Below are 25,171 nucleotides of genomic sequence, written 5' to 3'. Positions count from 1 at the left end.
ATACGCAAATGTTATTGCGCCTCGGAAAATGCGTCAGGGTAGCTGAGCGCCGCTTTCAGATGCGCGGCTTCGGGCGCCAAGGGGTAAAACATGGTGTATTCCTTGGCATAGGGCGTGGTCAGGTCCGCCGCCGCGGCTCGCGAGAACCCGAAACGCTCATAATACTCGGGGGCCCCCAACACCACGACGCCTTGGGACTCATGGCTCTGGCGCACCATATCCAAACCATGCTGGATCAGCTTTGAGCCAACGCCCCCGCCTTGGGATTTCTGGCGCACCGCAACCGGGGACAGGGCCCAAATGCTGTCTGGTACCAGCATCCGCGCAAAGGCGATATAGCCCATAATCCCTTCGTCATCTTCGGCCACCAATTCCAGCGCCATCGCGCCTTCATCGCGCAGGCGCTGCACCAAACGTGCCTCGGCAGGGCCTTCAAAGACCGTGTCCAGCAGAATGGATATTTCCAGCACATCGCCTTGTGCCACGGGCCGCAGGTTCATTTTTACAGGCTCTGTTGTTGGTGGAACTGTCACTCTTCGATCCATTTTTCTATGGCCCTGCAGAACAGAAAAGCCGCAATGCTGCACTGCAAAAATTGTAACGCAAATTACTGCAACTGCGAGCTAAAAATTACTCTATTGCACAAACAGCACGCAGAAAGTGAACTGTCCAGTTTGCACTCAACCCACACCCAAAAGAAAAAGGGGCGCCATTTTGGCGCCCCTTCCCTAGTCATTTGACCGGCAGATTACATCATGCCGCCCATGCCGCCCATGTCGGGCATGCCGCCACCGGCCGGAGCTGCGCCCGGCTTCTCGGGCAGGTCAGCAACCATGGCTTCGGTGGTGATCAGCAGGCCAGCAACCGATGCCGCATCTTCCAGAGCGGTACGGGTCACTTTGGCGGGGTCGATCACGCCGAACGAGAACATGTCGCCATATTCTTCGGTCTGTGCGTTGAAGCCAAAGGCAGTGTCGTCGCTTTCGCGAACTTTGCCGGCCACAACAGCACCGTCAACACCAGCGTTTTCAGCGATCTGACGCAGAGGCGCTTCGATGGCTTTCTTGACGATGGTGATACCGGCGTCCTGATCAGCATTTGCGCCGGTCAGACCTTCCAGTGCCTTGCCGCCCTGAACCAGAGCAACACCACCACCAACGATGACGCCTTCCTGCACAGCAGCGCGGGTTGCGTTCAGTGCATCGTCAACGCGGTCTTTACGCTCTTTGACTTCCACTTCGGTCATGCCACCAACGCGGATCACGGCAACACCGCCAGCCAGTTTGGCAACGCGTTCCTGCAGTTTCTCACGGTCGTAGTCCGAGGTGGTCTCTTCGATCTGAGCGCGGATCTGAGCAACACGTGCTTCGATCTCGGCTTTCTCGCCAGCGCCGTCCACAACGGTGGTTTCGTCTTTGGAGATCTGGATCTTCTTGGCGGTGCCCAGCATGTCCATGGTGACGTTTTCCAGCTTCATGCCCAGATCTTCCGAGATGACCTGACCACCGGTCAGGATCGCGATGTCCTGCAGCATGGCCTTGCGGCGATCGCCAAAGCCCGGCGCCTTAACAGCAGCGATTTTCAGGCCGCCACGCAGTTTGTTGACAACCAAGGTCGCCAGCGCTTCGCCTTCAACGTCTTCTGCAATGATCAGCAGCGGTTTTTGCGACTGGATCACCGATTCCAGCAGCGGAACCATGGCTTGCAGCGACGAGAGTTTCTTCTCGTGCAACAGGATCATGCAATCGTCCAGCTCGGCGATCATCTTGTCAGGGTTGGTCACGAAGTAAGGCGACAGGTAGCCGCGGTCGAACTGCATGCCTTCGACAACAGTGGTCTCGGTTTCCAGACCTTTGTTCTCTTCGACGGTGATAACACCTTCGTTGCCGACTTTCTGCATCGCGTCTGCGATCTGACGACCGATTTCGTCTTCGCCGTTGGCCGAGATGGTGCCAACCTGAGCAACTTCGTCGCTGTCTTTAACTTCGCGAGCGGCGTCTTTGATGGCTTCAACAACCTTGGCAGTTGCCAGATCGATGCCGCGCTTCAGGTCCATCGGGTTCAGACCAGCAGCAACCTGCTTGAGGCCTTCTTTCACGATCGACTGGGCCAGAACGGTCGCGGTGGTGGTGCCGTCGCCAGCTTCGTCGTTGGTGCGCGAAGCGACTTCTTTAACCATCTGCGCGCCCATGTTCTCGAACTTGTCTTCCAGCTCGATCTCTTTGGCAACGGAAACGCCGTCTTTGGTGATGCGCGGGGCACCGAACGACTTGTCGATGACAACGTTACGGCCTTTGGGGCCCAGGGTCACTTTCACGGCGTCGGCCAGAATGTTGACGCCTTTCAGCATACGGTTACGGGCGTCGGTATCGAACTTTACGTCCTTAGCAGCCATTGTGCTTGCTCCTGACTAAATTTGAATTCTTTGAGAAAGGGTCTGTCTTACGACAGGATGCCCATGATGTCGGATTCTTTCATCATCAACAGCTCTTTGCCGTCGACAGTGACTTCCTGGCCGTTCCATTTGCCGAACAGCACGCGGTCGCCGGCTTTGACGTCCAGCGCGATGCGCTCGCCGTCTTGGTTTTTCAGGCCTTCGCCAACAGCGATGATCATGCCTTCAGCGGGCTTTTCTTTTGCGCTGTCGGGAATGATCAGACCACCAGCAGTTTTTTCGTCGCTCTCAACGCGCTCGACCAGCACTCGGTCGTGAAGCGGAGTAAATGCCATCTGTGAACGCTCCTTGGTTCATCTGTTGTTTCAGGTATTAGCACTCACCTCCGACGAGTGCTAACGCGAAACAGTTAGGGATAGCGAAGACCCGAGTCAACAGCCTTGAACCGAAAAAGCGCGCCGCGCCGCAGCGCTGAAAACGCCCAGGTGGCAAAAGAAAAACGGGCCCCGTGGGACCCGCATAAAAACCATTGCAGTAATAGCTCTATTGAACACTGGTGACCTCGCCCTTGTAACGGGAACCGCTAGAGGACTTTCGATCATACTTCACGTTCCATCCAATCTCAGGCGCCCAATAAGACGTATACGTCGCTTTGTAGCTGCTGCCATTTATGCCACGCATAACTTCTGTGATTTGGTAGGCTTGGACCGTGCCAAACGCGAGCTTGACCTTTTGCAGCTTTCCAACGGTGATCGTCGACACACGCACCCGGCCGTCTTTCTTGCGCTTAAGGGTGACCTGCACGGTCTTGCCGGTCTCTAGGGGCCAAAGTTCTGCATATGCCTTCTTGTCATAATTGTAGCTATCACCCCCGCACACCCAACAAGCTGGAACAAAGTTTCGGGTCTTGGATTCGCCCTTTCTTTTATATTTGCCAACGTGCCCACGACTGCTGGCCGCCTGCACGGTGTTTGTGCCCTTTTCCCGCGTTCCATCCGAGGAAAGCGCTGACCAGCTCCATGTGATGCGCGTTCCCGGCTTCGCAAAATCAGCCGCCCCGGCTGCGGCAGGATGGGAAACTACGGCAACAAACGCCAACGCACCGAAAAAAGAGCGCAGAAAGTGAAGGGTCATACAAATCTCCTAAAAAACGAGTTCGACAGAATTGTATGAAACGGTACCGGGTATCGGGTTTGCGTCAAGCTTTTCGATCAGAATTGTGAAGCTAAGAAGATGAGTTGCCCAGCGCCTCAACGCCCTTTGGCGTCAGCTGATAAATCCCGGTCTCTACACGTTCGAACCATCCATAATGATCATCTGCCATCATGCGGGTCGCCACGGGCACATCGCAGGCCTTGGCCACGACCGCGCCTTTGGTGGCGCCGTGCAGTTCCAGATACTGCGCGATGCGGATGGCATCTTGTCTATAGGCAGTCATCAGCTTGGTCTTCGAGGTTCCACCGGTGTTTGGATCCCCCTCGCGTCGTGCGAACTCGCGCAGTAAGCGCGCCTTACGCGGTTTGCTTTGGCGCGGGGCATAGGGGCCCGGGTCCAGATGGGGTTCAACCAACCCGTCTTTCAGTCGCACCGTCAATAACCCAAGGCCCAATCGCCGACACAGGGTCTTGTTTTCGGCCAGCGCCTTCTGAAACCGTCGCCCCTGCCCGCGTGGCACCGCGATATAAACCGTATCACTAAGCGACAGCCGCGCGATGGCCTGATGGATCAATGTCAGTGAAAACCCGGTTTTCATTTCCACGATTACCGGTTCTTCTTGGGCTCGACACGCCACAATATCCGCACCACAAACCTCGGATTTCACCTCATAGCCCTGCCCCTCCAGAAATAGCTTGAGGGGCGGATACAGATCGGTTTCGCGCAGATTTACCATAGCACCACTATGGCCTGACCCCTCCACGGCGCGCAAGCACGCGGCATTTATGCGGCACCGCAGCATCCGTTAGCGCCAGCGCTCGTGACAAGCGCCCCCAGCCCCCCTATAAGAGCGCCCAAATCAATCTTCGACACGGGACATATCCTCCATGACGATCCAAGTATTTGGCCACAAATCCCCCGACACCGACTCGACCGGCTCGCCCATTATCTGGGCCTGGTACCTGTCCGAGATCAAAGGCACCCCCGCCGAGGCCAAGCTGTTGGGCGAACCCAACACCGAAGCCGCCTTTGTGCTGGAAAAGTGGAGCCTGGACAAACCCGCCATCATCGACGGTGTCGCCGAGGGCGATGCGGTTGTGATCGTCGACACCAACAACCCGGCGGAACTGCCCGACGCGATCAACGACGCTGATGTGCAGGCGATCATCGACCACCACAAACTGGTTGGCGGTCTGGAAACCAAAGGCCCGATCGACATTACCATCCGCCCGCTGGCCTGTACCGCCACCATCATGTACGACCTGATGGGTGACGACGCTGACAAGATGCCCGACAACATCAAAGGCGCGATGCTGAGCTGCATCCTGTCGGATACGCTGGAATTCCGCTCGCCCACCACCACCGACACCGACAAAGAGCTGGCCACCAAGCTGGCTGCAGAGCTGAACATCGACCTGGGCGCCTATGCCTCGGAAATGTTCGAAGCCAAGTCCGATGTCTCGGCCTTTTCGGATGCTGACCTGATCCGCATGGACAGCAAGCAGTACGAAGTCGATGGCACCAAGTTCCGCGTCTCGGTTCTGGAAACCACCGCGCCGAAACTGGTTCTGGACCGCAAGGACAGCCTGCTGGCCTCGTTCGGCGATGTTGCCTCGGAAGACGGCGTTGACGAAGTTCTGCTGTTCGTTGTCGACATCCTGAACGAAGAAGCCACCCTGTTCGTGCCCAACGATCTGGTCAAAGGCGTTGCCGAGAAGTCGTTCGATGCCACCGTTGACGGCGACACCGTTGTTCTGCCCGGCATTATGTCGCGCAAAAAGCAGATCATCCCGAACCTTAAGGTCTGATTTGTTTTACATCGATTTGGGAAAGGCGTCCTTTGGGGCGCCTTTTTCTTTGCTCGTCGCCATCTGGCTGTGACACAACATCTGTAGTGGAGTGACATCGCCAAGAGGCCCCGATGACCCAAGATCTCACGACAATTGAAAGCGAAGGCTTTCGTGCCACGGTCTCGGCTCTAGGAGCCGAGCTGCAAAGCCTGTCCACACCCGACAACGACCAGTTGCTGTGGCATGGCGACCCAAAGTGGTGGGGCGGGCGGGCACCTTTGCTGTTTCCCATCGTGGGCCGCGCACCAAACGATCAGATCGCCGTGGGCGATCATCGCGCGCCCATGAAACAACATGGCTTTGCCCGCCGAAGCCAGTTCCACCTGGTCGCGCAAACCCCTGAGAGCTGTACCTTCGAGCTGCACGATTCAGAGCAAACCCGCGCGGTCTATCCTTTTGCTTTCTCGCTGGCGGTGCGCTACCGACTGTCGGGAAACAGCCTGCAAACCGCGGTTGAGGTGACCAACAACGACACCGCCCCGATGCCCTTCGGCTTTGGCTTTCATCCCGCCTTTGCGTGGCCCCTGCCGGGGGCCGGGGGGAAAGCACACAGGGTAAAACTGCACAACGGGGCCGAACCACCCATGATCCGCCTGCAAGACGGGCTGGTGCCGCCCGAGCGCCACCCTTCCCCCTTTGTCGCTGGGCAGCTAACGCTGTCGCCCACACAGTTCGATGACGACGCAATGATCTTCCCTGAAGGTGCGGGCGGCACCCTGAGCTATGGTGTGGAAAACGGCCCGCAGTTGCACTTCAGTTTCGAGAACCTGCCGAATCTGGCGCTCTGGACCAAACCCGGCGCACCCTACCTGTGTATCGAGCCTTGGCACGGCATGGCCGCCACAACGGCAGACGACCCAGAAATGGCCCATCGCCCTTACTGCGTCACCCTGGCGCCGGGCGCCACAAGCCGCTTTGCCTTCAACATCACCATCGCCCTTTAACCGCACCACTGGCCAAACCCTTCTGCGCCCCCTAACAAGAGGGCACCCAATTCTGCCCGAGGCGACCATGACCCAGATTATCGAAAACCTATCTGAAATCTCTGCGCAATATGACGCCCTGTTCGTCGACCTTTGGGGCTGTGTCCATGACGGCGTGACCCCGTTTGAAAGCGCCGTCAAAGCGCTGCAGGACTATCGCGCGCAGGGTGGCATTGTGGTGCTTCTGACCAATGCGCCACGCCATCGCGCGTCTGTCGCCGAGCAGTTGGGTATCATCGGGGTTGCCGACGACGCTTGGGACACAATCACCACCTCGGGCGATTCGGCACGGGCCGCGATGTATCGCGGGGCTGTCGGTCAGAACGTGTTTTTTATCGGCAATGCCGAGACCGATCTGAACTTCTTTGACCCGCTGCAAATCATTGAAGACCCGGTTGAGATCACCCGCGTGCCATTGGATCAGGCCGAAGGTGTTGTCTGTACCGGCCCGTTCGACGTGCATGCCGACCCTTCTGCGCTTAAGGCCGAGCTGCTCTATGCGAAAACCAAGGGCATGAAGCTGTTGTGCGCCAACCCTGATATCGTTGTGGATCGGGGTGAAACACGCGAATGGTGCGCAGGTGCTGTGGCGCAGCTTTATTCCGAAATGGGCGGTGAAAGCCTTTATTTCGGCAAACCCCACCCGCCGATCTATGATCTGGCGCGTCGGCGGTTGTCGCAGGTCGCAAAAGTAGCAGATGACCGAATCCTGTGTATTGGTGACGGCATGGCCACGGACGTGCGGGGCGCCATGGGGGAAGATCTGGATTGCTTGTTCATTTCCGGGGGGTTGGCCGCCGCAGAAACCAAAACCGCATATCAGCCTGATCCGACCGCATTGGAGACCTTTCTGGACAAGGAAATGATCGCTCCGCGCTACACAATCGGGAAACTGAGGTAGAGAAACCGCACGGCAAGAAAATTGCGTCGGATATGCACATTTAGTCTTATAATTACCTTTGCATTTGCATAAATGGTCATGCACCTTTATGCTGCACCGCAACATGAGCGACTCGATGAGCGATAGAATGCTGGATAATCTGCCCCGCGGTACAATCTGTATCGAAGACATGGAAATCGGTATGAGCCGGTATCTGCGTAAGGTCATCACGGACGAAGACATCGAAAAATTTGCCGATGTCTCCACCGACCGCAACCCCGTGCACCTGGACGATGACTATGCTGAAAACAGCATGTTCCACGGGCGTATTGCCCATGGCATGCTGACAGCCAGCCTGATTTCGGCTGTGATCGGCGAACAGCTGCCCGGCCACGGTACGGTGTACATGGGGCAGACGCTGAAGTTCATTCGCCCCGTGCGCCCCGGCGATACGGTGCTGGCCGAGGTTAAAGTCACCGACATTGACCATCATAAACGTCGTGTACTGCTTGAATGTGTGTGCACGGTGAACGATAAGCCGGTATTGATAGGCGAAGCCAAAGTACAGGCGCCCAGCCGCAAGCTTGACTGATTTCGTGCCCATCCCGGCACGACCGGGATGACATGAAGACATACACGACCTGGACAACTCATCCTGAATCCGATCGCGGCGCTGTCGTTGCGATCGGCAATTTTGATGGGGTTCATTTGGGCCATCAGACCGTCATCGAGATTACCCGCGCCGAGGCCACGCGACGCAAAGCGCCACTGGGCATTCTGACGTTTGAACCCCACCCGCGCGAGTTTTTCGCGCCCGACGCCCCCGCATTTCGGCTGATGAACGCCAGCGCCAAAGAGCATCGCCTTGCGAAGCTGGGCATTGATCAGCTGTTCCAATTCCCGTTTGACGCGCAGATGGCCGCGCTTAGCCCCGAGGCTTTTGTCCGCGAAGTGCTGGTGGATGGTCTTGGTGTCAGCCATGTGGTGGTGGGCGCCGACTTTTGCTTTGGCAAAGCCCGCGCTGGCAGCGCAGAGGATCTGAAAAGCTTCGGCCAGAAGTTCGGTTTTGGTGTAACACTGGTGCCGCTTTTAGCCGGAGGCAGCGTTACCGTGTCTTCAACCGCGATCCGCAATGCACTGGCGGATGGCCGCCCCAAAGACGCCGCCGCCATGTTGGGCCACTGGCACCGGCTGGAAGGCCCTGTGATCAAAGGGGATCAGCGCGGACGGCATCTGGGCTTTCCCACGGCGAACATATCCCTGGAGGGGCTGCACAAGCCGCGTTACGGCGTCTATGCCGTGCTGGTCGACATCCTTGAGGGCCCGCACAAGGGCACCTACCACGGCGCCGCTTCCATTGGCGTGAAACCGATGTTTGGCGCTGATAGGCCTAATTGTGAAAGCTTCCTGTTCGATTTCGACGGAGATATCTACGGGACTCCGGTCTCGGTCGGACTGATCTCTTATCTGCGCGATGAACAAACCTTCGACAGCGTCGATGCCTTGGTTGAACAGATGGGCAAAGACTGTGCGCGCGCCCGATCCATCCTAAGCGCACTGTGACCCTTTCCCTGTCCTGCCCGGGGCGCTACGGTGCGCAGCCATGAACAAACCGCCCAAAGCCCCCAAGCTGCGCCCCCGGTTCTGGGAGCGCGTGCCCCTGCAAAAGATGTCCCCGCCCGAATGGGAGGCCTTGTGTGATGGCTGCGGCAAGTGTTGCCTGAACAAACTGGAAGACGCCGACACCGGCGAGATGGTGTTTACCCGCGTTGCCTGTCGGCTGCTGGATGATGAAACCTGCCGCTGTACGCACTATGAAATCCGCAAGCAGATCGTTCCCGAATGCGTGGTTCTGACGCCCCAGAACATCGAACAGAACGCTTACTGGATGCCGCGCACCTGCGCCTATCGCCTGCTGTGGCAGGGCAAGCCGTTACAAGATTGGCATCCGTTGATCAGCGGCGATCCGAACAGCGTTCATAAAGCCGGAGTCTCCATGCGCCACGCCACTGTGGGAGAGATGGAGATTCCGGTTGAAGACTGGGAAGATTACGCCGTCGATGACGACCGTATCTAGGCGCTAAAGCTTGCCCTGCAGGTGCAGGTCCAAATGTTCCAGCCGGTCCTGCCCCCAGAATCGTTCATCCCCAACGATATAGAACGGCGCGCCAAAAACACCGGCGCTGACTGCTTCTTCCAGATTACGGGCATAGGTCTCCGCCCCGACAAGCAACCCACTGTCGGCCAACGAAGGGTCAAACCCGGCCTTCGCTAGACAGTCGCGCACCACTGCGTCGTCAGCGATGTCGCGATCCTCGGCCCAGACGGCACGCAGAAAGCTTTGCACCAGCGCGCCGACGTCTCCGCCGCCGGCCTGCTGCGCAGCAATCACGGCATAAGAAGACGGCGCAGCATTGGGCGGAAAGAATTTGGGTTTTTCGTTCAACGGCACGTCATAAAACTTGGCAAGGCGCCGAAGCTCCTGCAGTCGATAGACCTGCCGGTTCTCGTGGCGTTGTGGCGGTGGTGTCCCCCCGGTGCGCGCGAACAAGCCGATCAAATCAAGCGGCTTATAGGTGATCTGGCACCCATGTTTTTGTGCGATTTGCTCCAGACCGTCCCCGGCGAAATAGGTGAAGGGGGAAAAGGTCGAAAAATAGTAGTCAATTTGCGTCATATCGCAGCCTCCCTACCGCTCAAGGTTTGGCAAGACGGTAACCGGGTGGTAAGCGGTGTCAACGTCACGATTCTGTCATCTGGACCCACATAGCAGGACCACGCCATGTCTTCCGTCACCGAACCCAAACTGATCTCGGGCAACGCCAACCGCCCCTTCGCCACAGCCGTCTCGCGCCGCATGTCGATGCACCGCGGCATGAACATCGGCCTGGTCGATGCGCGGGTCGAACGATTTAACGATCAGGAGATTTTCGTCGAGGTCTATGAAAACGTCCGTGGCGAAGACATGTTCATCATCCAGCCGACATCGCGCCCGGCCAATGACAACCTGATGGAACTGCTGATCATCGCCGATGCGATGAAGCGGTCCTCGGCCGGTCGAGTGACCGCCGTGATCCCCTACTTTGGCTATGCCCGCCAGGACCGCCGTACCAAGGCCCGCACGCCGATCAGCGCCAAACTTGTGGCTAACCTGATCGCCGAGGCCGGGATCGAGCGCGTATTGACCATGGACCTGCACGCTGCTCAGATTCAGGGCTTTTTCGACCTGCCGGTAGACAACCTTTATGCCTCGCCGGTGTTCGCGCTGGATATCAAGCACCACTTCAAAGGCAACATGGATGACATCATGGTTGTTTCGCCCGATGTGGGCGGCGTGGCACGTGCCCGCGAACTGGCGCAGCGTATCAATGCACCTTTGTCGATCGTTGATAAGCGCCGTGAAAAGCCAGGTGAAGTGGCCGAAATGACCGTGATCGGCAATGTCGAAGGCAAGCGCTGTATCATCGTGGACGACATGTGCGACACGGCTGGCACGCTGTGCAAAGCCGCCGAGGTGCTGATCGACGCAGGCGCGACCGAAGTTCACGCCTATATCTCGCACGGGGTCATGTCGGGCCCCGCCGTGGAACGGATCACCAATTCTGTCATGAAAAGCCTGGTGATCACCGACTCGATCGAACCCACCGAAGAGGTCAAGAACGCGCCGAACATCCGGATCGTTCCGACCGCGCCGATGTTTGCGCAGGCGATCCTGAACATCTGGCATGGCACCAGCGTGTCGTCGCTGTTCGACACCAAGACGCTCGAGCCGATTTACGAAGGACTGTATTCTATTCAGGACTGATCGGCGCCTAGTATAGCTCCCAGTCATCCTCGTACGGGTGCTCGCCTAGGGCGAACCAACTGGCGCGCACCCGAGCCACTCGGGTGTCGCCCCAGGTTTTGAAAACAATCTCAAACCCATTGGGGGTGATGCGCTCGGCTGAAATGTCAGCGCGCGGGTTGGTCATCTTATCCATATCCCACATCGTCATCGATACCTGAACCAAAGGGGCGGTGCGAAACTTTTGGGAAAAGCGCACAGGCATGCGTGTGGCACGAGGCCCATGCCCCGACCACATAGGGCCGTCATTTTCAAAGTCAGAAAACAGCACTTTGCTGCCCTGCTCGACATTCAGGAAACGCGCATCAATCTTTGGCATCCCTCACTCCTCCTCCCAAGGAATATCGGGCCAATTCGACAAGAATTAGGTCCAAAAAAGGCAAAAGCCCCGCCAAGATAGCGGGGCCTTCGCAAATCGTAAGAGGTCCGACAGGCCCTTAAGCCATATCTGACAGCAGCAGCTCCAGATCGGCGACGAACTTGGCGGCGGCGTCTTTATCTTCTGCGGCGGCGGCCTCAGCGGCGGCTTTCGCGTCGGTGACGACGTCTTCCAGGTCAGCCTTGGTCACCACATCACCCGCATGAGCGCGCTCAGCAATGACCGAAACGGTGCTTTCGGTAATCTCGGCAAAACCGCCGGTGACGACAAAGTCTTTTTCACCGTCGGCGCCCAGAACCTTCACAACACCGGGGCGCAGCGTCGTGATGACCGGGCTGTGACCCGGCATCGCCGTCAGGTCGCCATCGGCGCCCGGGATCTGGACCTCGGTCGCGTCGAACGAAGCAAGGCTCCGCTCGGGCGACACCAGATCAAATTGCATGGTCTCAGCCATGGGTCACTCCTTAGGCTGCTTCAGCAGCCATTTTTTCGGCTTTCTCGATCACTTCATCGATGTCGCCAACCATGTAGAACGCGCCTTCGGGCAGGTGGTCATATTCACCGGCGACCACAGCTTTGAACGAAGCAATGGTTTTTTCCAGCGGAACCTGAACACCGTCCGAGCCAGTGAACACTTTCGCAACGTCGAACGGCTGCGAGAGGAAACGCTGGATCTTACGGGCGCGCGCCACGGTCAGTTTGTCTTCTTCCGACAGTTCGTCCATGCCCAGAATTGCGATGATGTCCTGCAGCGATTTGTAGCGCTGGAGAATACCCTGAACTTCGAAAGCCACGTTATAGTGCTCTTCACCCAGAACAGCCGGGTCCATCAGACGCGACGAGCTGTCCAGCGGGTCCACAGCCGGGTAGATACCCAGTTCCGAAATCGCACGCGACAGAACGGTTGTGGCGTCCAAGTGAGCAAAGGTGGTTGCAGGCGCGGGGTCGGTAAGGTCATCCGCAGGCACATACACGGCCTGGATCGACGTGATCGAACCCGATTTGGTCGAGGTAATACGTTCCTGCATCGCACCCATGTCGGTGGCCAGCGTCGGCTGGTAGCCCACGGCCGAGGGGATACGACCCAGAAGCGCCGACACCTCGGAACCTGCCTGAGTAAAGCGGAAGATGTTGTCGACGAAGAACAGAACGTCGGTACCGGACTGGTCGCGGAACTGCTCGGCCAGGGTCAGGCCGGTCAGAGCAACACGCGCACGGGCCCCCGGAGGTTCGTTCATCTGACCGTAAACCAGAGCAACCTGCGATTCTTCCAGATTGTCGGGCTTGATCACGTTCGATTCGATCATCTCGTGGTACAGGTCGTTCCCTTCACGGGTACGCTCACCAACACCCGCGAACACCGAGAAACCCGAGTGCACTTTTGCGATGTTGTTGATGAGTTCCATGATCAGAACGGTTTTGCCCACGCCGGCGCCGCCGAACAGGCCAATTTTACCACCCTTGGAGTAGGGGGCCAGCAGGTCGATAACCTTGATGCCGGTCACCAGAATTTCCGAAGCAGTCGACTGCTCTTCGAATTCCGGGGCGTCTTGGTGGATCGCGCGGGTCTCGGTTGCGTTTACCGGGCCCTGTTCGTCAACCGGCTCGCCGGTGACGTTCAGGATGCGGCCCAGGGTCGCGTTGCCAACCGGCACCGAAATCGGTGCGCCGGTGTCGGTCACTTCCTGACCGCGGACCAGACCTTCGGTCGCGTCCATTGCGATAGTACGTACAGTGTTTTCACCCAGGTGCTGGGCTACTTCCAGAACCAGGTTCTTACCGTTGTTGTCGGTGGTCAGTGCGTTCAGAATCTCCGGCAGGTGATCCTCGAACTGCACGTCCACAACGGCGCCGATGACCTGGGTCACTTTGCCTTTTGCGTTTGCCATGTCTTGTCTCCGGTTCCTTTAGAGCGCCTCGGCGCCCGAAATAATTTCGATAAGCTCGTTGGTGATGACGGCCTGACGCGAGCGGTTGAACTGAATGGTCAGGTTGTCGATCATGTCGCCAGCGTTGCGCGTTGCGTTGTCCATCGCGCTCATCCGGGCACCCTGTTCAGAAGCGCCGTTCTCCAGCAGTGCAGAGAAGATCTGCGTTGCAACACCACGGGGCAGCAGATCGGCCAGGATTTCCTCTTCCGACGGTTCATAGTCGTAAAGGGTCGAGGCTTCCGCGTCGCCTTCAAAGGCAGCGGGAATGATCTGCTTCGCGGTCGGGACCTGACTGATCACCGACTGGAAGGTGTTGTAGAAGATGGTGGCTACGTCGAACTCGCCGTCGTTGAAACGGGTCAGCAGGCCTTTGGCGATGTCCTGTGCGTTGACATAGCCAACGTTTTTGACTTCGCTCAGGTCCACGTGATCCACGAACAGATCTTCGTAGTCCCGCTTCAGCTGTTCGCGGCCCTTCTTGCCAACGGTCAGGATCTTGACGGTCTTGCCGGCGGCTTTCAGCTCTTCGATCTTGGCGCGTGCCATTTTCACGATCGAGCTGTTGAAACCACCACAAAGGCCGCGCTCAGAGGTCATGACGACCAGCAGCTGAACCTGATCGCTGCCGGTACCCGACAGCAGTTTGGGCGCGCTGTCCGAACCGGCCACCGACGCTGCAAGACCACCCATAACGGCGTTCATGCGATCTGCGTACGGACGACCCTGTTCAGCAGCCTCCTGGGCGCGGCGGAGCTTAGCCGCCGCGACCATCTGCATCGCTTTCGTGATCTTCCGCGTCGACTTGACGCTTTCGATCCGATTTTTGAGGTCCTTAAGGTTAGGCATCTATTCGATCCTTACCCCCGCCCTCAGGCGAAATCTTTCGAGAATTCGTCGAGCGCTGCTTTGATCTTGTCTTCCAGCTCACCTTTAACCTTACGGTCGTTGTTGGTGATGTCGTCCAGCAGATCAGCGTGCTTGGAACGCAGGTGGTTCAGCAGGCCGGCCTCATAGGCGCCAACTTCGGTTACCGGAGTTTTGTCCAGGTAGCCGTTGGTGCCTGCGAAGATGATGCAGACGATCTCAGCGTTGGTCAGCGGCGAGTACTGCGGCTGTTTCATCAGCTCGGTCAGGCGTGCACCACGGTTCAGCAGCTGCTGGGTGGCGGCATCCAGGTCCGAACCGAACTGCGCAAAGGCAGCCATTTCGCGGTACTGAGCCAGCGACAATTTAACCGGGCCAGCAACCGAGGACATCGCTTTGGTCTGAGCCGACGAGCCCACACGCGAAACCGACAGACCGGTGTTCACAGCAGGGCGGATACCCTGGTAGAACAGCTCGGTTTCCAGGAAGATCTGACCGTCGGTGATCGAGATCACGTTGGTCGGAATAAACGCCGAAACGTCGCCACCCTGGGTTTCAATGATCGGCAGTGCGGTCAGCGAGCCTGCGCCATGATCTTCGTTCAGCTTTGCCGAACGTTCCAGCAGACGCGAGTGCAGATAGAAAACGTCACCCGGGTAAGCTTCACGTCCCGGCGGACGACGCAGCAGCAGCGACATCTGACGATAGGACACAGCCTGTTTCGACAGGTCATCATAGATGATCAGGGCGTGCTTGCCGTTGTCACGGAAGTATTCCGCCATCGAGGTTGCGGCGTAGGGGGCCAGGAACTGCATCGGAGCGGGGTCCGAAGCGGTTGCAGCAACAACGATCGAGTATTCAATCGCGCCGGTTTCTTCCAGCTTTTTCACCAGCTGAGCAACGGTCGAACGTTTCTGGCCGACAGCAACGTACACACAGTACAGTTTCTTGCTTTCGTCATCGCCAGCAGCGTCGTTGTACGACTTCTGGTTCAGGATGGCGTCCAGAGCAACGGCGGTTTTACCGGTCTGACGGTCGCCAATGATCAGCTCTCGCTGGCCACGGCCGATCGGGATCATAGCGTCAACTGACTTCAGACCGGTTGCCATCGGCTCGTGCACCGACTTACGCGGGATGATGCCCGGCGCTTTCACGTCAGCGATCGAGCGGTCCGAAGTTGCGATCGGGCCTTTGCCGTCGATCGGGTTGCCCAGACCGTCTACAACACGCCCCAGCAGAGCGTCGCCAACCGGCACGTCCACGATGGCGTTGGTGCGCTTTACGGCGTCACCTTCTTTAATGTCACGGTCCGAACCGAAGATAACAACACCAACGTTGTCGACTTCCAGGTTCAGGGCCATCCCGCGGATACCACCGGGGAATTCGACCATTTCACCAGCCTGAACATTGTCGAGGCCGTGAACACGGGCGATACCGTCACCAACGCTAAGCACGCGGCCCACTTCGGCGACTTCGGCCTCTTGGCCAAAGTTTTTGATCTGCTCCTTGAGGATCGCAGAGATTTCGGCTGCTTGGATACCCATTATCCGACCTCTTTCATGGTGTTCTGGAGTGCGGCAAGCTGCGAACGGATCGACGTGTCGATCATCTTCGAGCCCACTTTGACGATAAGACCGCCGATGAGACTTTCATCGACGGCCAGTTTAACTTTTACATCTTTGCCAACGCTGGCTTTCAGCGACGCGGCAAGTTTGTCTTGTTGCTCAGCGGTCAGCGCCTTGGCGGCGGTGACTTCTGCCGTGGCTTCGCCTTTTTGCTCGGCGATCATATCGCGAAGCGTGGCGGCCAGTTGCGGCAGAACAAACAGGCGACGCTTGTTGGCCATCAGGCCCAGCGTATTTGCCACCAGTGCCGACAGACCCATTTTCTGGGCGACGGCGCCAATAGCGGCGGCCTGCTCTTCGCGGGAGTAAACCGGCGAAGTGATCAGAGCGTCAAATTCAGCGCTGTCAGCCAGGGCGGCCTCCAATGCGTCAAGATCACTCTCAAGTGCTGCAACCTGATTATCTTCATTGGCCAGATCAAATACGGCCTTGGCATAGCGCGCGGCGATGCCGGTTGAGATCGAAGCTGGTTCGGACACGTCCACCCTTTCGATGTCTGCGGCCCCTTGGATGCCGCGAATGCGACGGGGCAGTTCAGGCCTTGCGCTACACACAGCGCAACGGCGAAATCGGCGTGGGTGTAGCAGAGCAAATCAAGCCAAGCAAGCGCCTGAACACCATTATTTGACTGCGCCGCCCGCTTTGATGAAAAGGGCAGCGCTAACAGGTTGGTTAGGACATTTCCGCGCTGCGGCAACCTGTCCAGTTTAGGGTAAGGATTCATTGCGCAAAGCGGGCTTAGCCCCCGGCTTTGCGACCCCTTCCAGAACTTCTAGCGGGCGGCGCACTGCTTGGGTCAATCCGGGCCCTGCAGGGCGATAAACCCGCTTTGAAGCCTCAACCATAACGACGCCACCGGCATAGTAACTGCTCAATTGGCGGCCAAACTTCTCCCAGAAAGGGGATGTGCGCAGCCAGAATCGCTTGGTGCTGGGCGGGGCGTAGAGCGCGGCGCGATGCGATTCTGGTTGAAATCCGTTCGCTTTCAACAGGCCTTCCAACTGCCCTAATGAATAGGGTCGCCCAAACCCAAACGGGGTCGCATCGCGCCGGGCCCACATGCCGGACCGGTTCGGAACCACAAACAGCACCCGACCGCCGGGCCCAAGAACACGTGCGGCTTCGTCAAGCACGCGGGCGGGCTGCTCGCTGGTTTCCAACCCGTGCAGCATCACCAGCTTGTCGACCATACCGTTGGGCAAAGGCCACAGGGTCTCTTCAGCTAAGGTCGAGACATTTTCAGCGCCGGCGGGCCAAGGCATAACCCCTTGCTGGCCGGGCATCAGGCTGATCACACGACGCGCATCTTTCAGATAGGGGCGTAGCAAAGGCGCCGCAAAGCCGAATCCGGCAACGGTTTGCCCTTTGGCCTCGGGCCAGAACTGCAGCACCTGATCACGGATCGCACGCTGCGCCACCCGCCCAAGCTTGGTGCGGTAGTAAAAGTTCCTTAGATCGAGAACATCCAGATGCATTGCGGCGCGGCCCAGGATCAGCGACAGTCATAGTCACCATACCCCGAGCGAAGAAGAATACCATGCCCCTTGAGATCGTCACGCTGCCCGTTCTGAAAGACAACTACGTCTATTTGCTTCACGACGCCCAAACCGGAGCCACGGCGGTGGTCGACGTGCCCGAGGCTGCCCCGGTAATGGCGGCTCTGGATCAGCGAGGCTGGAACCTGTCGCAAATCGTATTGACCCACCACCATTGGGATCACGTTCAGGGCGTTGATGAATTAAAGGCGGCAACCGGCGCTCAGGTGATCGGGGCCAAGGCCGACGCACATCGCCTGCCTGATCTGGACTCGGCAGTGAGCGAAGGAGATACGGTTTCGATTTGTGGAGAACCCGCGCAGGTGCTGGATGTCTCAGGCCATACGGTCGGGCACATTGCCTATCATTTGCCCGAAACCGGCGCAGCTCTGACCGGCGACAGCCTGATGGCTTTGGGGTGTGGGCGGTTGTTTGAAGGCACGCCCGACATGATGTGGAACAGCTTGTCCAAACTGGCCGCCCTGCCCGCTGATACCATCGTCTGTTCGGGCCACGAATATACGCAGGCCAACGGAAACTTTGCCGCAACCATTGAACCGGACAATGCCGCGCTTATGTCACGAAGAGAGGCAGTCTCTGCGGCGCGTGTCGCGGGGCAGCCCACAGTCCCCTCTGTTCTGTCAGAGGAGTTGGCCACGAATCCCTTCCTGCGCGCTTCCCTCCCGCAGGTCAAAGCTTCGCTTGGGATGGCCGACTCCTCTGATGCAGAAGTCTTTGCCGAAATCCGTCGTCGCAAAGATCGTTTCTGACCCTACCCACCGGTTTCACACCCGCAAAAACGCCCAAAATCTGCCCTCTTCTCGCATCTTGAGCAAAATTTGATCAGAAATCACTTGAAGACGGGCCATAAAAACCGAACCTTAAGTCTATGAGGCCACCGTTGGGGTTGGGCCCGACCCACTCCCACCGCCGTACAGGAAAGGAGCACGACTGTGCCTTCGTTTTCGAATTCTCTTGAGCAAGCCATCCATGCCGCACTGGCATTGGCCAACGCACGCCGGCATGAACTGGCGACCCTGGAACACCTGCTTCTTGCCCTGATCGATGAACCAGACGCTGACAAAGTCATGAAAGCTTGTTCAGTTGATCTGGAAGCATTGCGCAACACATTGGTGGAGTTCATCGACGAAGAACTCTCGACTTTGGTAACCGAGATTGAAGGCTCCGAAGCGGTGCCAACCGCCGCCTTCCAGCGCGTCATCCAGCGCGCAGCGATCCATGTTCAAAGTTCAGGGCGCACAGAAGTAACCGGCGCCAATGTGCTGGTCGCGATCTTCGCTGAACGCGAATCCAACGCCGCCTATTTCCTGCAGGAACAGGATATGACCCGCTATGACGCGGTGAACTTTATCGCCCACGGGGTCGCCAAGGACCCCAGCTATGGCGAGGCAAGGCCGGTGTCGGGCGCCCCTGATTCTGAGGAGGTGGAAACCAACACCGCCGCCGAGGGTGAAGATAAAGAAAGCGCACTGGCTAAATACTGTGTCGATCTGAACGCCAAATCACGCGCCGGGGACGTCGACCCGCTGATCGGTCGCAGCCACGAAGTCGAACGTTGCATTCAGGTTCTGTGCCGTCGCCGCAAGAACAACCCGCTTCTGGTGGGAGATCCGGGCGTGGGCAAAACCGCCATCGCCGAAGGTTTGGCCCGCAAGATCGTACAGGGTGAAACCCCCGAGGTTCTGGCCGAATCCATCATCTATTCGCTGGATATGGGCGCGCTGCTGGCCGGCACCCGGTATCGCGGCGATTTTGAAGAACGTCTGAAAGCCGTCATGACTGAACTGGAAGAGCACCCCGACGCGATTCTGTTCATCGACGAAATCCACACTGTTATTGGCGCCGGGGCAACCTCGGGCGGGGCCATGGATGCCTCGAACCTGCTGAAGCCAGCATTGCAGGGCGGCAAGCTGCGTTGCATGGGGTCGACCACTTACAAAGAGTTCCGTCAGCATTTTGAAAAAGATCGCGCGCTCAGCCGCCGGTTCCAAAAGATCGATGTCGTGGAACCCTCGACCGATGATGCGGTGAAAATTCTGAAAGGGCTGAAGCCTTATTTCGAAGATCACCATCAAATCAAGTACACCAATGATGCGATCAAAACCGCAGTGGAACTGTCGGCGCGCTATATTCATGACCGCAAGCTGCCCGACAAAGCGATTGATGTGATCGACGAAGCCGGTGCGGCGCAGCATCTGATCATTGAAAGCAAACGTCGCAAGACCATCGGCGCCAAGGAAATCGAAGCCGTCGTGGCCAAGATTGCACGTATCCCACCCAAGAACGTCAACAAGGACGATGCGGCGGTTCTGAAGGATCTGGAGCCGACGCTTAAACGCGTGGTCTATGGTCAGGATGGTGCGATTGAGGCGCTGACCTCGGCGATCAAACTTGCCCGCGCCGGTCTGCGCGAACCTGAAAAGCCGATCGGGAACTACCTGTTCGCGGGTCCCACCGGGGTCGGCAAAACCGAGGTTGCCAAACAGCTGGCTTCGTCACTTGGAGTTGAGTTGCTGCGGTTTGACATGTCCGAGTACATGGAAAAACACGCTGTTTCCCGTCTGATCGGCGCGCCTCCGGGCTATGTCGGGTTTGATCAGGGTGGCCTGTTGACTGACGGAGTCGATCAACACCCCCATTGCGTCCTGCTGCTGGACGAGATGGAGAAAGCCCACCCCGACGTCTACAACATTCTGTTGCAGGTGATGGATAACGGTCAGCTGACCGACCACAACGGCCGCACGGTAGACTTCCGCAATGTGATCCTGATCATGACCTCGAACGCCGGGGCTGTTGAACAGGCCAAAGCCGCGATCGGCTTTGGGCGCGACCGTCGCGAAGGCGAAGACACCGCCGCGATTGAACGCACCTTCACGCCCGAGTTCCGCAACCGTCTGGACGCGGTGATCTCGTTCGCGCCGCTCAGCAAAGACGTGATTATGCAGGTTGTCGAGAAGTTCGTCCTGCAGCTTGAGGTTCAGTTGATGGACCGCAACGTCACCATCGAGCTGATGCCAAAGGCCGCCGAGTGGCTGGGTGAAAAGGGATATGATGACAAGATGGGCGCGCGTCCTCTGGGCCGCGTGATCCAGGAACACATCAAAAAGCCGCTGGCCGAGGAGCTTCTGTTTGGCAAGTTGGCCAAGGGCGGTGTCGTGAAGGTAGGCGTCAAGGACGACAAGATCGACCTGATGATCGAAGAGCCGGGCAAGCGGCAAATTTCTTCCAAGAAAAAGCCACCGCTGCTCACTGCCGATTGATCCGCGCTGTTTTGATCCCAATATTGCTCTCCCCCGTGGCCTCCGCCGCGGGGGAGTTGCTTTTAAACCAGCCCATCGACTGCGCGCTGGGGGACAACTGCTTTATTCAGCAATTCGTGGACCGCGATCCGGGGCCGGGAGCGGCGGATTTCACCTGTGGGCCCCTCAGCTATGACGGCCATAAAGGCACCGATTTCGCCCTGCCCTCTTTGCGCGCGATGCATGATGGGGTTGATGTTCTCTCTGCGGCGCCCGGCACCGTCACGGCGCTGCGCAACGACATGCCTGACACCGGCAAAGCCGGTGGCGTACCCCAGGGCAAAGACTGCGGCAATGGGATTGTCATTCGCCACGGCGGCGGCTGGGAAACCCAGTATTGCCACCTGAAACAAGGTTCAGTCATCGTGACCAAGGGCCAGCGCGTCGCGAAAGGCACCGTGCTGGGCGAGGTCGGCTTTAGCGGCACGACAGAGTTCCCGCATCTGCACCTTTCGGTTCGCAAAAACGGCGAAGTGGTCGATCCTTTCGCCACCGACCCTGTCACCTGCCAAACCGCGGATGACACCGCACTCTGGCAGCATCCGCTGCCCTATGAACCCGGCGGTTTGATCTCCGTGGGCCTGGCAGACCATGTGCCCGAATACAGCCAGATCCAAGCCGGAGAGGTGCCCACAGCAAGCCTGATGGCGCCGGCGCTGGTCGCTTGGGGCTATGTCTTTGGGGGGCAAAGGGGGGATGAAGTGAAATTGACCATTGAAGGACCCGACGGTCAGATCATTGATCACGCTGCAACGGTCCCCCGCCAACAGGCCCAACTTTTTCGCGCCGCAGGGAAAAAAGCCCCGCCATCAGGCTGGTCTGAGGGGCGCTATACGGTGACGGTCGCCTTACACCGGAACGGGCAGATCATCGACTCCCAGGTGCGCACATTCGAACTGCGCTAGCGTTCCGTCAGTTTCAGCTCGATCCGCCGGTTCTGGGCGCGGGCCTGTGGTGTATTGGCCGGGTTTACCGGCTGGTACTCCCCAAACCCCGTCGCGGCCAGACGGTTGGGCGGAAACCGCAAAACCTGAGTCATGTAGCGCACGACAGAAAGCGCGCGCGCCTGGCTGAGCTCCCAGTTGTCCGCGTAAAGCGCCCCACCAATCAGTGGAATGTTGTCAGTGTGGCCGTCCACACGAATGATCCAGTCGATCTCCGAGGGGATATCACCCGACACCTCGGCCAAAATCGCGGCAACGCGGGCGATCTGCGCGCTGCCAGCGGGCGCCAGATCCGCTGAACCGGGTTCAAACAGCACCTCGGAGGAGAATACGAATCGGTCCCCGACGATCCGCACACCTTCGCGTCCGGCCAAAACCTCGCGCAGTTTGCCGAAAAATTCCGAGCGGTAATTCTCAAGATCTTTCGCCTCGGCCTCAAGGCGTTTGCGCTCGGCTTCCTCCAGATCGGCGCGCGCGCGCTGTTCGGCGGCGACCTGCGCCAAGGCGCTGTTAAGCTGCGAGCCAAGGCTTTCCAGCTGCACCTGTGCTGCGACGTCGCGTTCCTGAGCGGCGTCCAGCAAACCTTGCAGCGATCCCAATTGACCCCGCAATGCGGCGATTTGCTGGTTCAGCAACGCGATCTTGCGCTGGCTTTCTTCCGATTTTGCCTCGGCCCCGGAAAGAGCCGCGCGCGCGGCTGCCAGCAAGGCATCTTGTTTTTCTGTATCGCTCAACAGGGCTTTGGCCGCGTCGAGTTCCTCTCCCATCTGGCTGCGCGCCACTTCAGCGGCAGCCAGAAGAGTCAGGGTTTCTTCGGCCTTGCGGCGTTGTTCTTCCAGCGCCAGTGTCATTGCCGTCAGTTCGGTGTCAGCGTTTTTCAGACGCTCGCGAAGGGCTTCCGCGGCAGCAACTTCGGCCAACCGCGACAACTCTTCTTCGCTCAGCTTTGCTTCCAAGTCCGCGACCTGCGCCGCCAAAGCAGCGTTTGAGCTGGCAGCCTCGGCGGCATTCGCCTGCATCTCTGCGACCATGGCTTCCAGTGCTTCGCGCTGAGCCGCGGCAAGACGGGCAGCCTCTTCCTGCGCGTCCACCTCGTCGCGCGCGGCCGCAAGGGCCAGCTGCAACTGCTCTTGTGCGCTCAACAGCTCTGCGCGTTCGGCTTCCAGCGCCGCCCCCACCGCCAAGGCATCATCGCGTTGCGCCAGAAGGCTTGCCACCTGCGCCTCGAAACTGGTGATCCGAGCCTGCGCCGCATCAAGGGCCTGTTCCCGATCCGACAGCTGTGAATTCAGCGTCGAGATCAAAGCTGCCTGTGCTTCTGCTTGGGTGGTAAGCGTGCCAAGCTCTGTTTCAAGCGCCGCGCCGCGCTGCTGTTCAAGCCCCAACGCCTGCGCCAGTGCGGTCAGTTCGGCGTTCAGTTCGATCAGTTCGTTCTCTTGGCCCGAAATCGTTTCGCGCAGCACGAACTGCACGATCATAAAGATCGACAGTACGAACATCAGAACCAGCAAAAGCGCGGTCATGGCATCCACGAAACCGGGCCAGATAGAGGACTGCAACCGTTGCCCTGTTCGCCGTGTCAGGGCCATGGCTTAACGCTCCGGCACTTCGGTGGCGTCGCGGATCACCTGAATCAGTACCGCCAAGTCGCCACGCAGATCACCCAGCGATTCCTGCCGCCCGGCCGAGATTTCTTCTAGAATCCGCAACAGCTGCACGTCAATCGAGCGCAACCGCATCCGGCTTTCGGCATCCACATGGGCAGCATCTTCGTCAGGGCGCCCTTCCAGCGCAGCGACTATCCGGTCCTGCCCCTGCGCGATTTGCGCCAGTGCCGCGTCTGAGTTGCCCCCGCCGTCCAGCTTGGCGGCCAGATGTTCCACTGCCGTCGCCATCGCCACAGCGCGTTCATCGGCCTGCGCGCTGGCGACCTGCGCCTGCATGACCATGTTTTCAAGGGTTTCAAGGCGGGCCGCCATTTGACCCATCACGCCGTGCATTGCATCGGCGTCGCCACCTTCGGCACTGCTTGACGAATAGCCCAGCGTTGTGATGGTCGATAGCCATTCTTCCAGCTCGCGGTAGAACCGGTTCTGTCCATGGCCGGCAAACAATTCCAGCAGCCCCACGACCAACGACCCAGCCAGCCCCAGCAAAGACGACGAAAACGCCGTGCCCATGCCGCCCAGCTGTGCTTCAAGCCCGCTCATCAAGCGATCAAAGACCTGAACGCCCGTGTCGCTTTCGGATGGCGCAAGAGAGCGGATCGTATCCACCACGGCGGGCACTGTCGTGGCCAAGCCGTAGAACGTGCCCAACAGGCCCAGAAAGATCAGCAGATTTACGATGTAACGGGTGATATCGCGGGCTTCTTCGATCCGGGTGGCCACTGAGTCCAGAATCGAGCTGGCGGCGCTGGCGGGGATCTGCAGGCGCATGTCACGAGAGCGCAACAGTGCCGCCAGAGGCGCCAACAGGCGCGGCGCGTGCGTGAATTCATGCCCGGGCCGCGCCTTGGTAAAGCCCTCGATCCAATTGACAGAACTGATCAGCTGAACCACCTGCCAGAAACAGGCCAACACCCCGATTGCAAAGACAAACAGGATCGCTCCGTTCAGATAGGGATTCGACAAAAATACCGACGCCACGCGCGGCAGCGCGACATAAGCACCAAACCCGACCAACCCGACGACGATCAACATCGTCAGAATTTGGCGCACCGGTTGGGCGAATTTCGGCTCGGCCTCTAAATCGGTCATGCCCATGGGTGGTTTCCTGACCTGTTCATTCTTGGCGCCAGACTAGGCCAAGGCAGTAGTTGCGACAACAAACATTTGTGTAACGGTGTCAGAGGTGCCCGGTTGCCAGTATTTCGCGCACACGCGCGTGCAGCCAGCTTAGCTCTTCATCAGCAACGCCCAACTCTTCCAAATGCAGGGCCGTATTATACAGGTATTCGGTATTCGGGCCGCGCGCGCCATGGGCGCGGGCGATAATATGGGCTTGGTCTTCCAGCGGAATCTGGCCGCAATACTGTGGGTTGGCGCGGTCGATCACATAGGTCACCGCCTGCACGCCCTGCCCGTCGGAAAGTGTCAGATCGTGGTTAATCTCCAGATAGGCGTCTGACACCAACTCCCGTTCGCGCAACCCGGCCAAAGCCACCTGTTCGGTTCCCGGCGCAACCCGAAATGCCAGACCATGGCACGAGGCCCCCTGCGCGCGATCCAGCGCCAAAACCAGCCCCGGCCGTTCCTCGGTTCCGCGGTAATGGAAGGATCGCATGCAAAAAGAGCGATGATAGCCATCCAGCCGCGCCAGCTGTTGTTCGGCCACCTCAAAGCCGGGGTTCCACATCAGTGACCCGTACCCAAACACCCAAAGCGGCTTGTGCGCCATCGCGCTGGTCCTCCATCTTTCAACCCTGTAAACACCAGTGAGCCGGGTAAGAAAAGGATCAACCACG

At 58.6% G+C, this 25,171-nt stretch carries 26 protein-coding genes; 10 read left to right on the top strand and 16 right to left on the bottom strand.

Annotation, left to right across the window (positions count from 1 at the left end; translation table 11 throughout):
* Positions 1-11 precede the first annotated feature (11 nt).
* The 5 genes from ATO10_RS05200 to ATO10_RS05180 form a co-directional block, all read right to left on the bottom strand.
* The gene (locus ATO10_RS05200) at positions 12-500 is read right to left on the bottom strand and encodes a GNAT family N-acetyltransferase (RefSeq protein ID WP_051597958.1); all 489 of its coding nucleotides are present in this window, start codon (positions 498-500) and stop codon (positions 12-14) included.
* 248 nt (positions 501-748) lie between these two features.
* On the bottom strand, positions 749-2,395 hold the full coding sequence (gene groL, locus ATO10_RS05195; RefSeq protein ID WP_035248934.1) for a chaperonin GroEL: 1,647 nt from the start codon (positions 2,393-2,395) through the stop codon (positions 749-751).
* A 47-nt stretch (positions 2,396-2,442) separates the two neighbouring features.
* On the bottom strand, positions 2,443-2,730 hold the full coding sequence (locus tag ATO10_RS05190) for a co-chaperone GroES (protein ID WP_035248932.1): 288 nt from the start codon (positions 2,728-2,730) through the stop codon (positions 2,443-2,445).
* A 208-nt stretch (positions 2,731-2,938) separates the two neighbouring features.
* Positions 2,939-3,529, bottom strand: a complete 591-nt coding sequence (locus tag ATO10_RS05185) for a hypothetical protein (protein ID WP_035248930.1) — start codon at positions 3,527-3,529, stop codon at positions 2,939-2,941.
* A 91-nt stretch (positions 3,530-3,620) separates the two neighbouring features.
* On the bottom strand, positions 3,621-4,286 hold the full coding sequence (locus ATO10_RS05180; RefSeq protein WP_035248928.1) for a DUF2161 domain-containing phosphodiesterase: 666 nt from the start codon (positions 4,284-4,286) through the stop codon (positions 3,621-3,623).
* 151 nt (positions 4,287-4,437) lie between these two features.
* Here ATO10_RS05180 and ATO10_RS05175 point away from each other — a divergent pair, with 151 nt between their 5' ends.
* The 6 genes from ATO10_RS05175 (at position 4,438) to ATO10_RS05150 (ending at position 9,340) form a co-directional block, all read left to right on the top strand.
* Positions 4,438-5,358 (top strand): manganese-dependent inorganic pyrophosphatase, encoded by a 921-nt coding sequence (locus tag ATO10_RS05175; protein ID WP_035248926.1) that lies wholly within the window; start codon positions 4,438-4,440, stop codon positions 5,356-5,358.
* A gap of 113 nt (positions 5,359-5,471) precedes the next feature.
* Positions 5,472-6,344 (top strand): aldose 1-epimerase family protein, encoded by an 873-nt coding sequence (locus tag ATO10_RS05170; protein ID WP_051597957.1) that lies wholly within the window; start codon positions 5,472-5,474, stop codon positions 6,342-6,344.
* A gap of 67 nt (positions 6,345-6,411) precedes the next feature.
* Entirely contained in the window at positions 6,412-7,284 is an 873-nt protein-coding gene (locus ATO10_RS05165; protein ID WP_035248924.1) for a TIGR01459 family HAD-type hydrolase, read from the top strand.
* Between the two features lie 127 nt (positions 7,285-7,411).
* Positions 7,412-7,855 carry a MaoC family dehydratase gene (locus tag ATO10_RS05160; protein WP_035248921.1) on the top strand — a complete coding sequence of 148 codons (444 nt, stop codon included), beginning with the start codon at positions 7,412-7,414 and terminating at the stop codon, positions 7,853-7,855.
* 32 nt (positions 7,856-7,887) lie between these two features.
* The gene (locus ATO10_RS05155; RefSeq protein WP_035248918.1) at positions 7,888-8,826 is read left to right on the top strand and encodes a bifunctional riboflavin kinase/FAD synthetase; all 939 of its coding nucleotides are present in this window, start codon (positions 7,888-7,890) and stop codon (positions 8,824-8,826) included.
* Positions 8,827-8,866: 40 nt separating this feature from the next.
* Positions 8,867-9,340 (top strand): YcgN family cysteine cluster protein, encoded by a 474-nt coding sequence (locus ATO10_RS05150; protein ID WP_035248915.1) that lies wholly within the window; start codon positions 8,867-8,869, stop codon positions 9,338-9,340.
* Between the two features lie 3 nt (positions 9,341-9,343).
* Here ATO10_RS05150 and ATO10_RS05145 read toward each other — a convergent pair whose 3' ends face one another.
* Complete coding sequence (locus ATO10_RS05145; protein ID WP_035248912.1) at positions 9,344-9,940, bottom strand: 2-hydroxychromene-2-carboxylate isomerase; 597 nt, start codon at positions 9,938-9,940, stop codon at positions 9,344-9,346.
* A gap of 105 nt (positions 9,941-10,045) precedes the next feature.
* Here ATO10_RS05145 and ATO10_RS05140 point away from each other — a divergent pair, with 105 nt between their 5' ends.
* Positions 10,046-11,068, top strand: coding sequence for a ribose-phosphate pyrophosphokinase (locus tag ATO10_RS05140; RefSeq protein ID WP_035248910.1), 1,023 nt, complete (start codon positions 10,046-10,048; stop codon positions 11,066-11,068).
* A 7-nt stretch (positions 11,069-11,075) separates the two neighbouring features.
* On the opposite strand, the gene ATO10_RS05135 is transcribed toward ATO10_RS05140, so the two are convergent.
* From ATO10_RS05135 to ATO10_RS05105, 7 genes are all read right to left on the bottom strand, one after another.
* Positions 11,076-11,426: an H-type lectin domain-containing protein gene (locus tag ATO10_RS05135; protein ID WP_035248908.1), complete on the bottom strand. Its 351-nt coding sequence runs from the start codon at positions 11,424-11,426 to the stop codon at positions 11,076-11,078.
* A 118-nt stretch (positions 11,427-11,544) separates the two neighbouring features.
* Positions 11,545-11,940, bottom strand: coding sequence for a F0F1 ATP synthase subunit epsilon (locus ATO10_RS05130; RefSeq protein WP_035248907.1), 396 nt, complete (start codon positions 11,938-11,940; stop codon positions 11,545-11,547).
* 10 nt (positions 11,941-11,950) lie between these two features.
* Positions 11,951-13,375: a F0F1 ATP synthase subunit beta gene (atpD, locus tag ATO10_RS05125; RefSeq protein ID WP_035248905.1), complete on the bottom strand. Its 1,425-nt coding sequence runs from the start codon at positions 13,373-13,375 to the stop codon at positions 11,951-11,953.
* Between the two features lie 18 nt (positions 13,376-13,393).
* Entirely contained in the window at positions 13,394-14,263 is an 870-nt protein-coding gene (locus ATO10_RS05120; protein WP_035248903.1) for a F0F1 ATP synthase subunit gamma, read from the bottom strand.
* Positions 14,264-14,286: 23 nt separating this feature from the next.
* On the bottom strand, positions 14,287-15,825 hold the full coding sequence (gene atpA / locus ATO10_RS05115; RefSeq protein ID WP_035248901.1) for a F0F1 ATP synthase subunit alpha: 1,539 nt from the start codon (positions 15,823-15,825) through the stop codon (positions 14,287-14,289).
* Positions 15,825-16,385, bottom strand: a complete 561-nt coding sequence (locus tag ATO10_RS05110; protein WP_035249264.1) for a F0F1 ATP synthase subunit delta — start codon at positions 16,383-16,385, stop codon at positions 15,825-15,827. Before ATO10_RS05110 ends, atpA begins: the two co-directional genes overlap by 1 nt.
* A gap of 228 nt (positions 16,386-16,613) precedes the next feature.
* Positions 16,614-17,381, bottom strand: a complete 768-nt coding sequence (locus ATO10_RS05105; RefSeq protein ID WP_035248898.1) for a class I SAM-dependent methyltransferase — start codon at positions 17,379-17,381, stop codon at positions 16,614-16,616.
* Positions 17,382-17,443: 62 nt separating this feature from the next.
* Here ATO10_RS05105 and gloB point away from each other — a divergent pair, with 62 nt between their 5' ends.
* The 3 genes from gloB to ATO10_RS05090 all read left to right on the top strand — a co-directional run bounded on the left by gloB (position 17,444) and on the right by ATO10_RS05090 (position 21,666).
* The gene (gene gloB, locus ATO10_RS05100) at positions 17,444-18,211 is read left to right on the top strand and encodes a hydroxyacylglutathione hydrolase (protein ID WP_035248896.1); all 768 of its coding nucleotides are present in this window, start codon (positions 17,444-17,446) and stop codon (positions 18,209-18,211) included.
* Positions 18,212-18,394: 183 nt separating this feature from the next.
* Positions 18,395-20,722, top strand: coding sequence for an ATP-dependent Clp protease ATP-binding subunit ClpA (gene clpA, locus ATO10_RS05095; protein WP_035248895.1), 2,328 nt, complete (start codon positions 18,395-18,397; stop codon positions 20,720-20,722).
* A gap of 56 nt (positions 20,723-20,778) precedes the next feature.
* Entirely contained in the window at positions 20,779-21,666 is an 888-nt protein-coding gene (locus ATO10_RS05090) for a M23 family metallopeptidase (RefSeq protein WP_238323396.1), read from the top strand.
* Here the strand turns inward: ATO10_RS05090 and ATO10_RS05085 are convergent.
* The 3 genes from ATO10_RS05085 to ATO10_RS05075 all read right to left on the bottom strand — a co-directional run bounded on the left by ATO10_RS05085 (position 21,663) and on the right by ATO10_RS05075 (position 25,104).
* Positions 21,663-23,294: a peptidoglycan -binding protein gene (locus ATO10_RS05085; RefSeq protein WP_035248892.1), complete on the bottom strand. Its 1,632-nt coding sequence runs from the start codon at positions 23,292-23,294 to the stop codon at positions 21,663-21,665. The two genes, ATO10_RS05090 and ATO10_RS05085, sit on opposite strands and share 4 nt — an antisense overlap.
* Positions 23,295-23,297: 3 nt before the next feature.
* Positions 23,298-24,470, bottom strand: coding sequence for a hypothetical protein (locus ATO10_RS05080; protein ID WP_035248889.1), 1,173 nt, complete (start codon positions 24,468-24,470; stop codon positions 23,298-23,300).
* Between the two features lie 82 nt (positions 24,471-24,552).
* Complete coding sequence (locus tag ATO10_RS05075) at positions 24,553-25,104, bottom strand: gamma-glutamylcyclotransferase (RefSeq protein ID WP_035248887.1); 552 nt, start codon at positions 25,102-25,104, stop codon at positions 24,553-24,555.
* Positions 25,105-25,171: the final 67 nt, after the last annotated feature.

It is taken from the genome of Actibacterium atlanticum (genome assembly GCF_000671395.1).
GTDB lineage: Bacteria > Pseudomonadota > Alphaproteobacteria > Rhodobacterales > Rhodobacteraceae > Actibacterium_D > Actibacterium_D atlanticum.
Note: the sequence above shows the minus strand (reverse complement) of the source record. Positions and strands in the feature narration are given on the sequence as shown.

Excerpts from the sequence above, each read along its gene's own strand:
- ATO10_RS05200 (WP_051597958.1), bottom strand. The coding sequence starts at position 500 with ATGAACCTGCGGCCCGTGGCACAAGGCGATGTGCTGGAAATATCCATT.
- groL (WP_035248934.1), bottom strand. The coding sequence starts at position 2,395 with ATGGCTGCTAAGGACGTAAAGTTCGATACCGACGCCCGTAACCGTATG.
- ATO10_RS05190 (WP_035248932.1), bottom strand. The coding sequence starts at position 2,730 with ATGGCATTTACTCCGCTTCACGACCGAGTGCTGGTCGAGCGCGTTGAG.
- ATO10_RS05185 (WP_035248930.1), bottom strand. The coding sequence starts at position 3,529 with ATGACCCTTCACTTTCTGCGCTCTTTTTTCGGTGCGTTGGCGTTTGTT.
- ATO10_RS05180 (WP_035248928.1), bottom strand. The coding sequence starts at position 4,286 with ATGGTAAATCTGCGCGAAACCGATCTGTATCCGCCCCTCAAGCTATTT.
- ATO10_RS05175 (WP_035248926.1), top strand. The coding sequence starts at position 4,438 with ATGACGATCCAAGTATTTGGCCACAAATCCCCCGACACCGACTCGACC.
- ATO10_RS05170 (WP_051597957.1), top strand. The coding sequence starts at position 5,472 with ATGACCCAAGATCTCACGACAATTGAAAGCGAAGGCTTTCGTGCCACG.
- ATO10_RS05165 (WP_035248924.1), top strand. The coding sequence starts at position 6,412 with ATGACCCAGATTATCGAAAACCTATCTGAAATCTCTGCGCAATATGAC.
- ATO10_RS05160 (WP_035248921.1), top strand. The coding sequence starts at position 7,412 with ATGCTGGATAATCTGCCCCGCGGTACAATCTGTATCGAAGACATGGAA.
- ATO10_RS05155 (WP_035248918.1), top strand. The coding sequence starts at position 7,888 with ATGAAGACATACACGACCTGGACAACTCATCCTGAATCCGATCGCGGC.
- ATO10_RS05150 (WP_035248915.1), top strand. The coding sequence starts at position 8,867 with ATGAACAAACCGCCCAAAGCCCCCAAGCTGCGCCCCCGGTTCTGGGAG.
- ATO10_RS05145 (WP_035248912.1), bottom strand. The coding sequence starts at position 9,940 with ATGACGCAAATTGACTACTATTTTTCGACCTTTTCCCCCTTCACCTAT.
- ATO10_RS05140 (WP_035248910.1), top strand. The coding sequence starts at position 10,046 with ATGTCTTCCGTCACCGAACCCAAACTGATCTCGGGCAACGCCAACCGC.
- ATO10_RS05135 (WP_035248908.1), bottom strand. The coding sequence starts at position 11,426 with ATGCCAAAGATTGATGCGCGTTTCCTGAATGTCGAGCAGGGCAGCAAA.
- ATO10_RS05130 (WP_035248907.1), bottom strand. The coding sequence starts at position 11,940 with ATGGCTGAGACCATGCAATTTGATCTGGTGTCGCCCGAGCGGAGCCTT.
- atpD (WP_035248905.1), bottom strand. The coding sequence starts at position 13,375 with ATGGCAAACGCAAAAGGCAAAGTGACCCAGGTCATCGGCGCCGTTGTG.
- ATO10_RS05120 (WP_035248903.1), bottom strand. The coding sequence starts at position 14,263 with ATGCCTAACCTTAAGGACCTCAAAAATCGGATCGAAAGCGTCAAGTCG.
- atpA (WP_035248901.1), bottom strand. The coding sequence starts at position 15,825 with ATGGGTATCCAAGCAGCCGAAATCTCTGCGATCCTCAAGGAGCAGATC.
- ATO10_RS05105 (WP_035248898.1), bottom strand. The coding sequence starts at position 17,381 with ATGCATCTGGATGTTCTCGATCTAAGGAACTTTTACTACCGCACCAAG.
- gloB (WP_035248896.1), top strand. The coding sequence starts at position 17,444 with ATGCCCCTTGAGATCGTCACGCTGCCCGTTCTGAAAGACAACTACGTC.
- ATO10_RS05085 (WP_035248892.1), bottom strand. The coding sequence starts at position 23,294 with ATGGCCCTGACACGGCGAACAGGGCAACGGTTGCAGTCCTCTATCTGG.
- ATO10_RS05080 (WP_035248889.1), bottom strand. The coding sequence starts at position 24,470 with ATGGGCATGACCGATTTAGAGGCCGAGCCGAAATTCGCCCAACCGGTG.
- ATO10_RS05075 (WP_035248887.1), bottom strand. The coding sequence starts at position 25,104 with ATGGCGCACAAGCCGCTTTGGGTGTTTGGGTACGGGTCACTGATGTGG.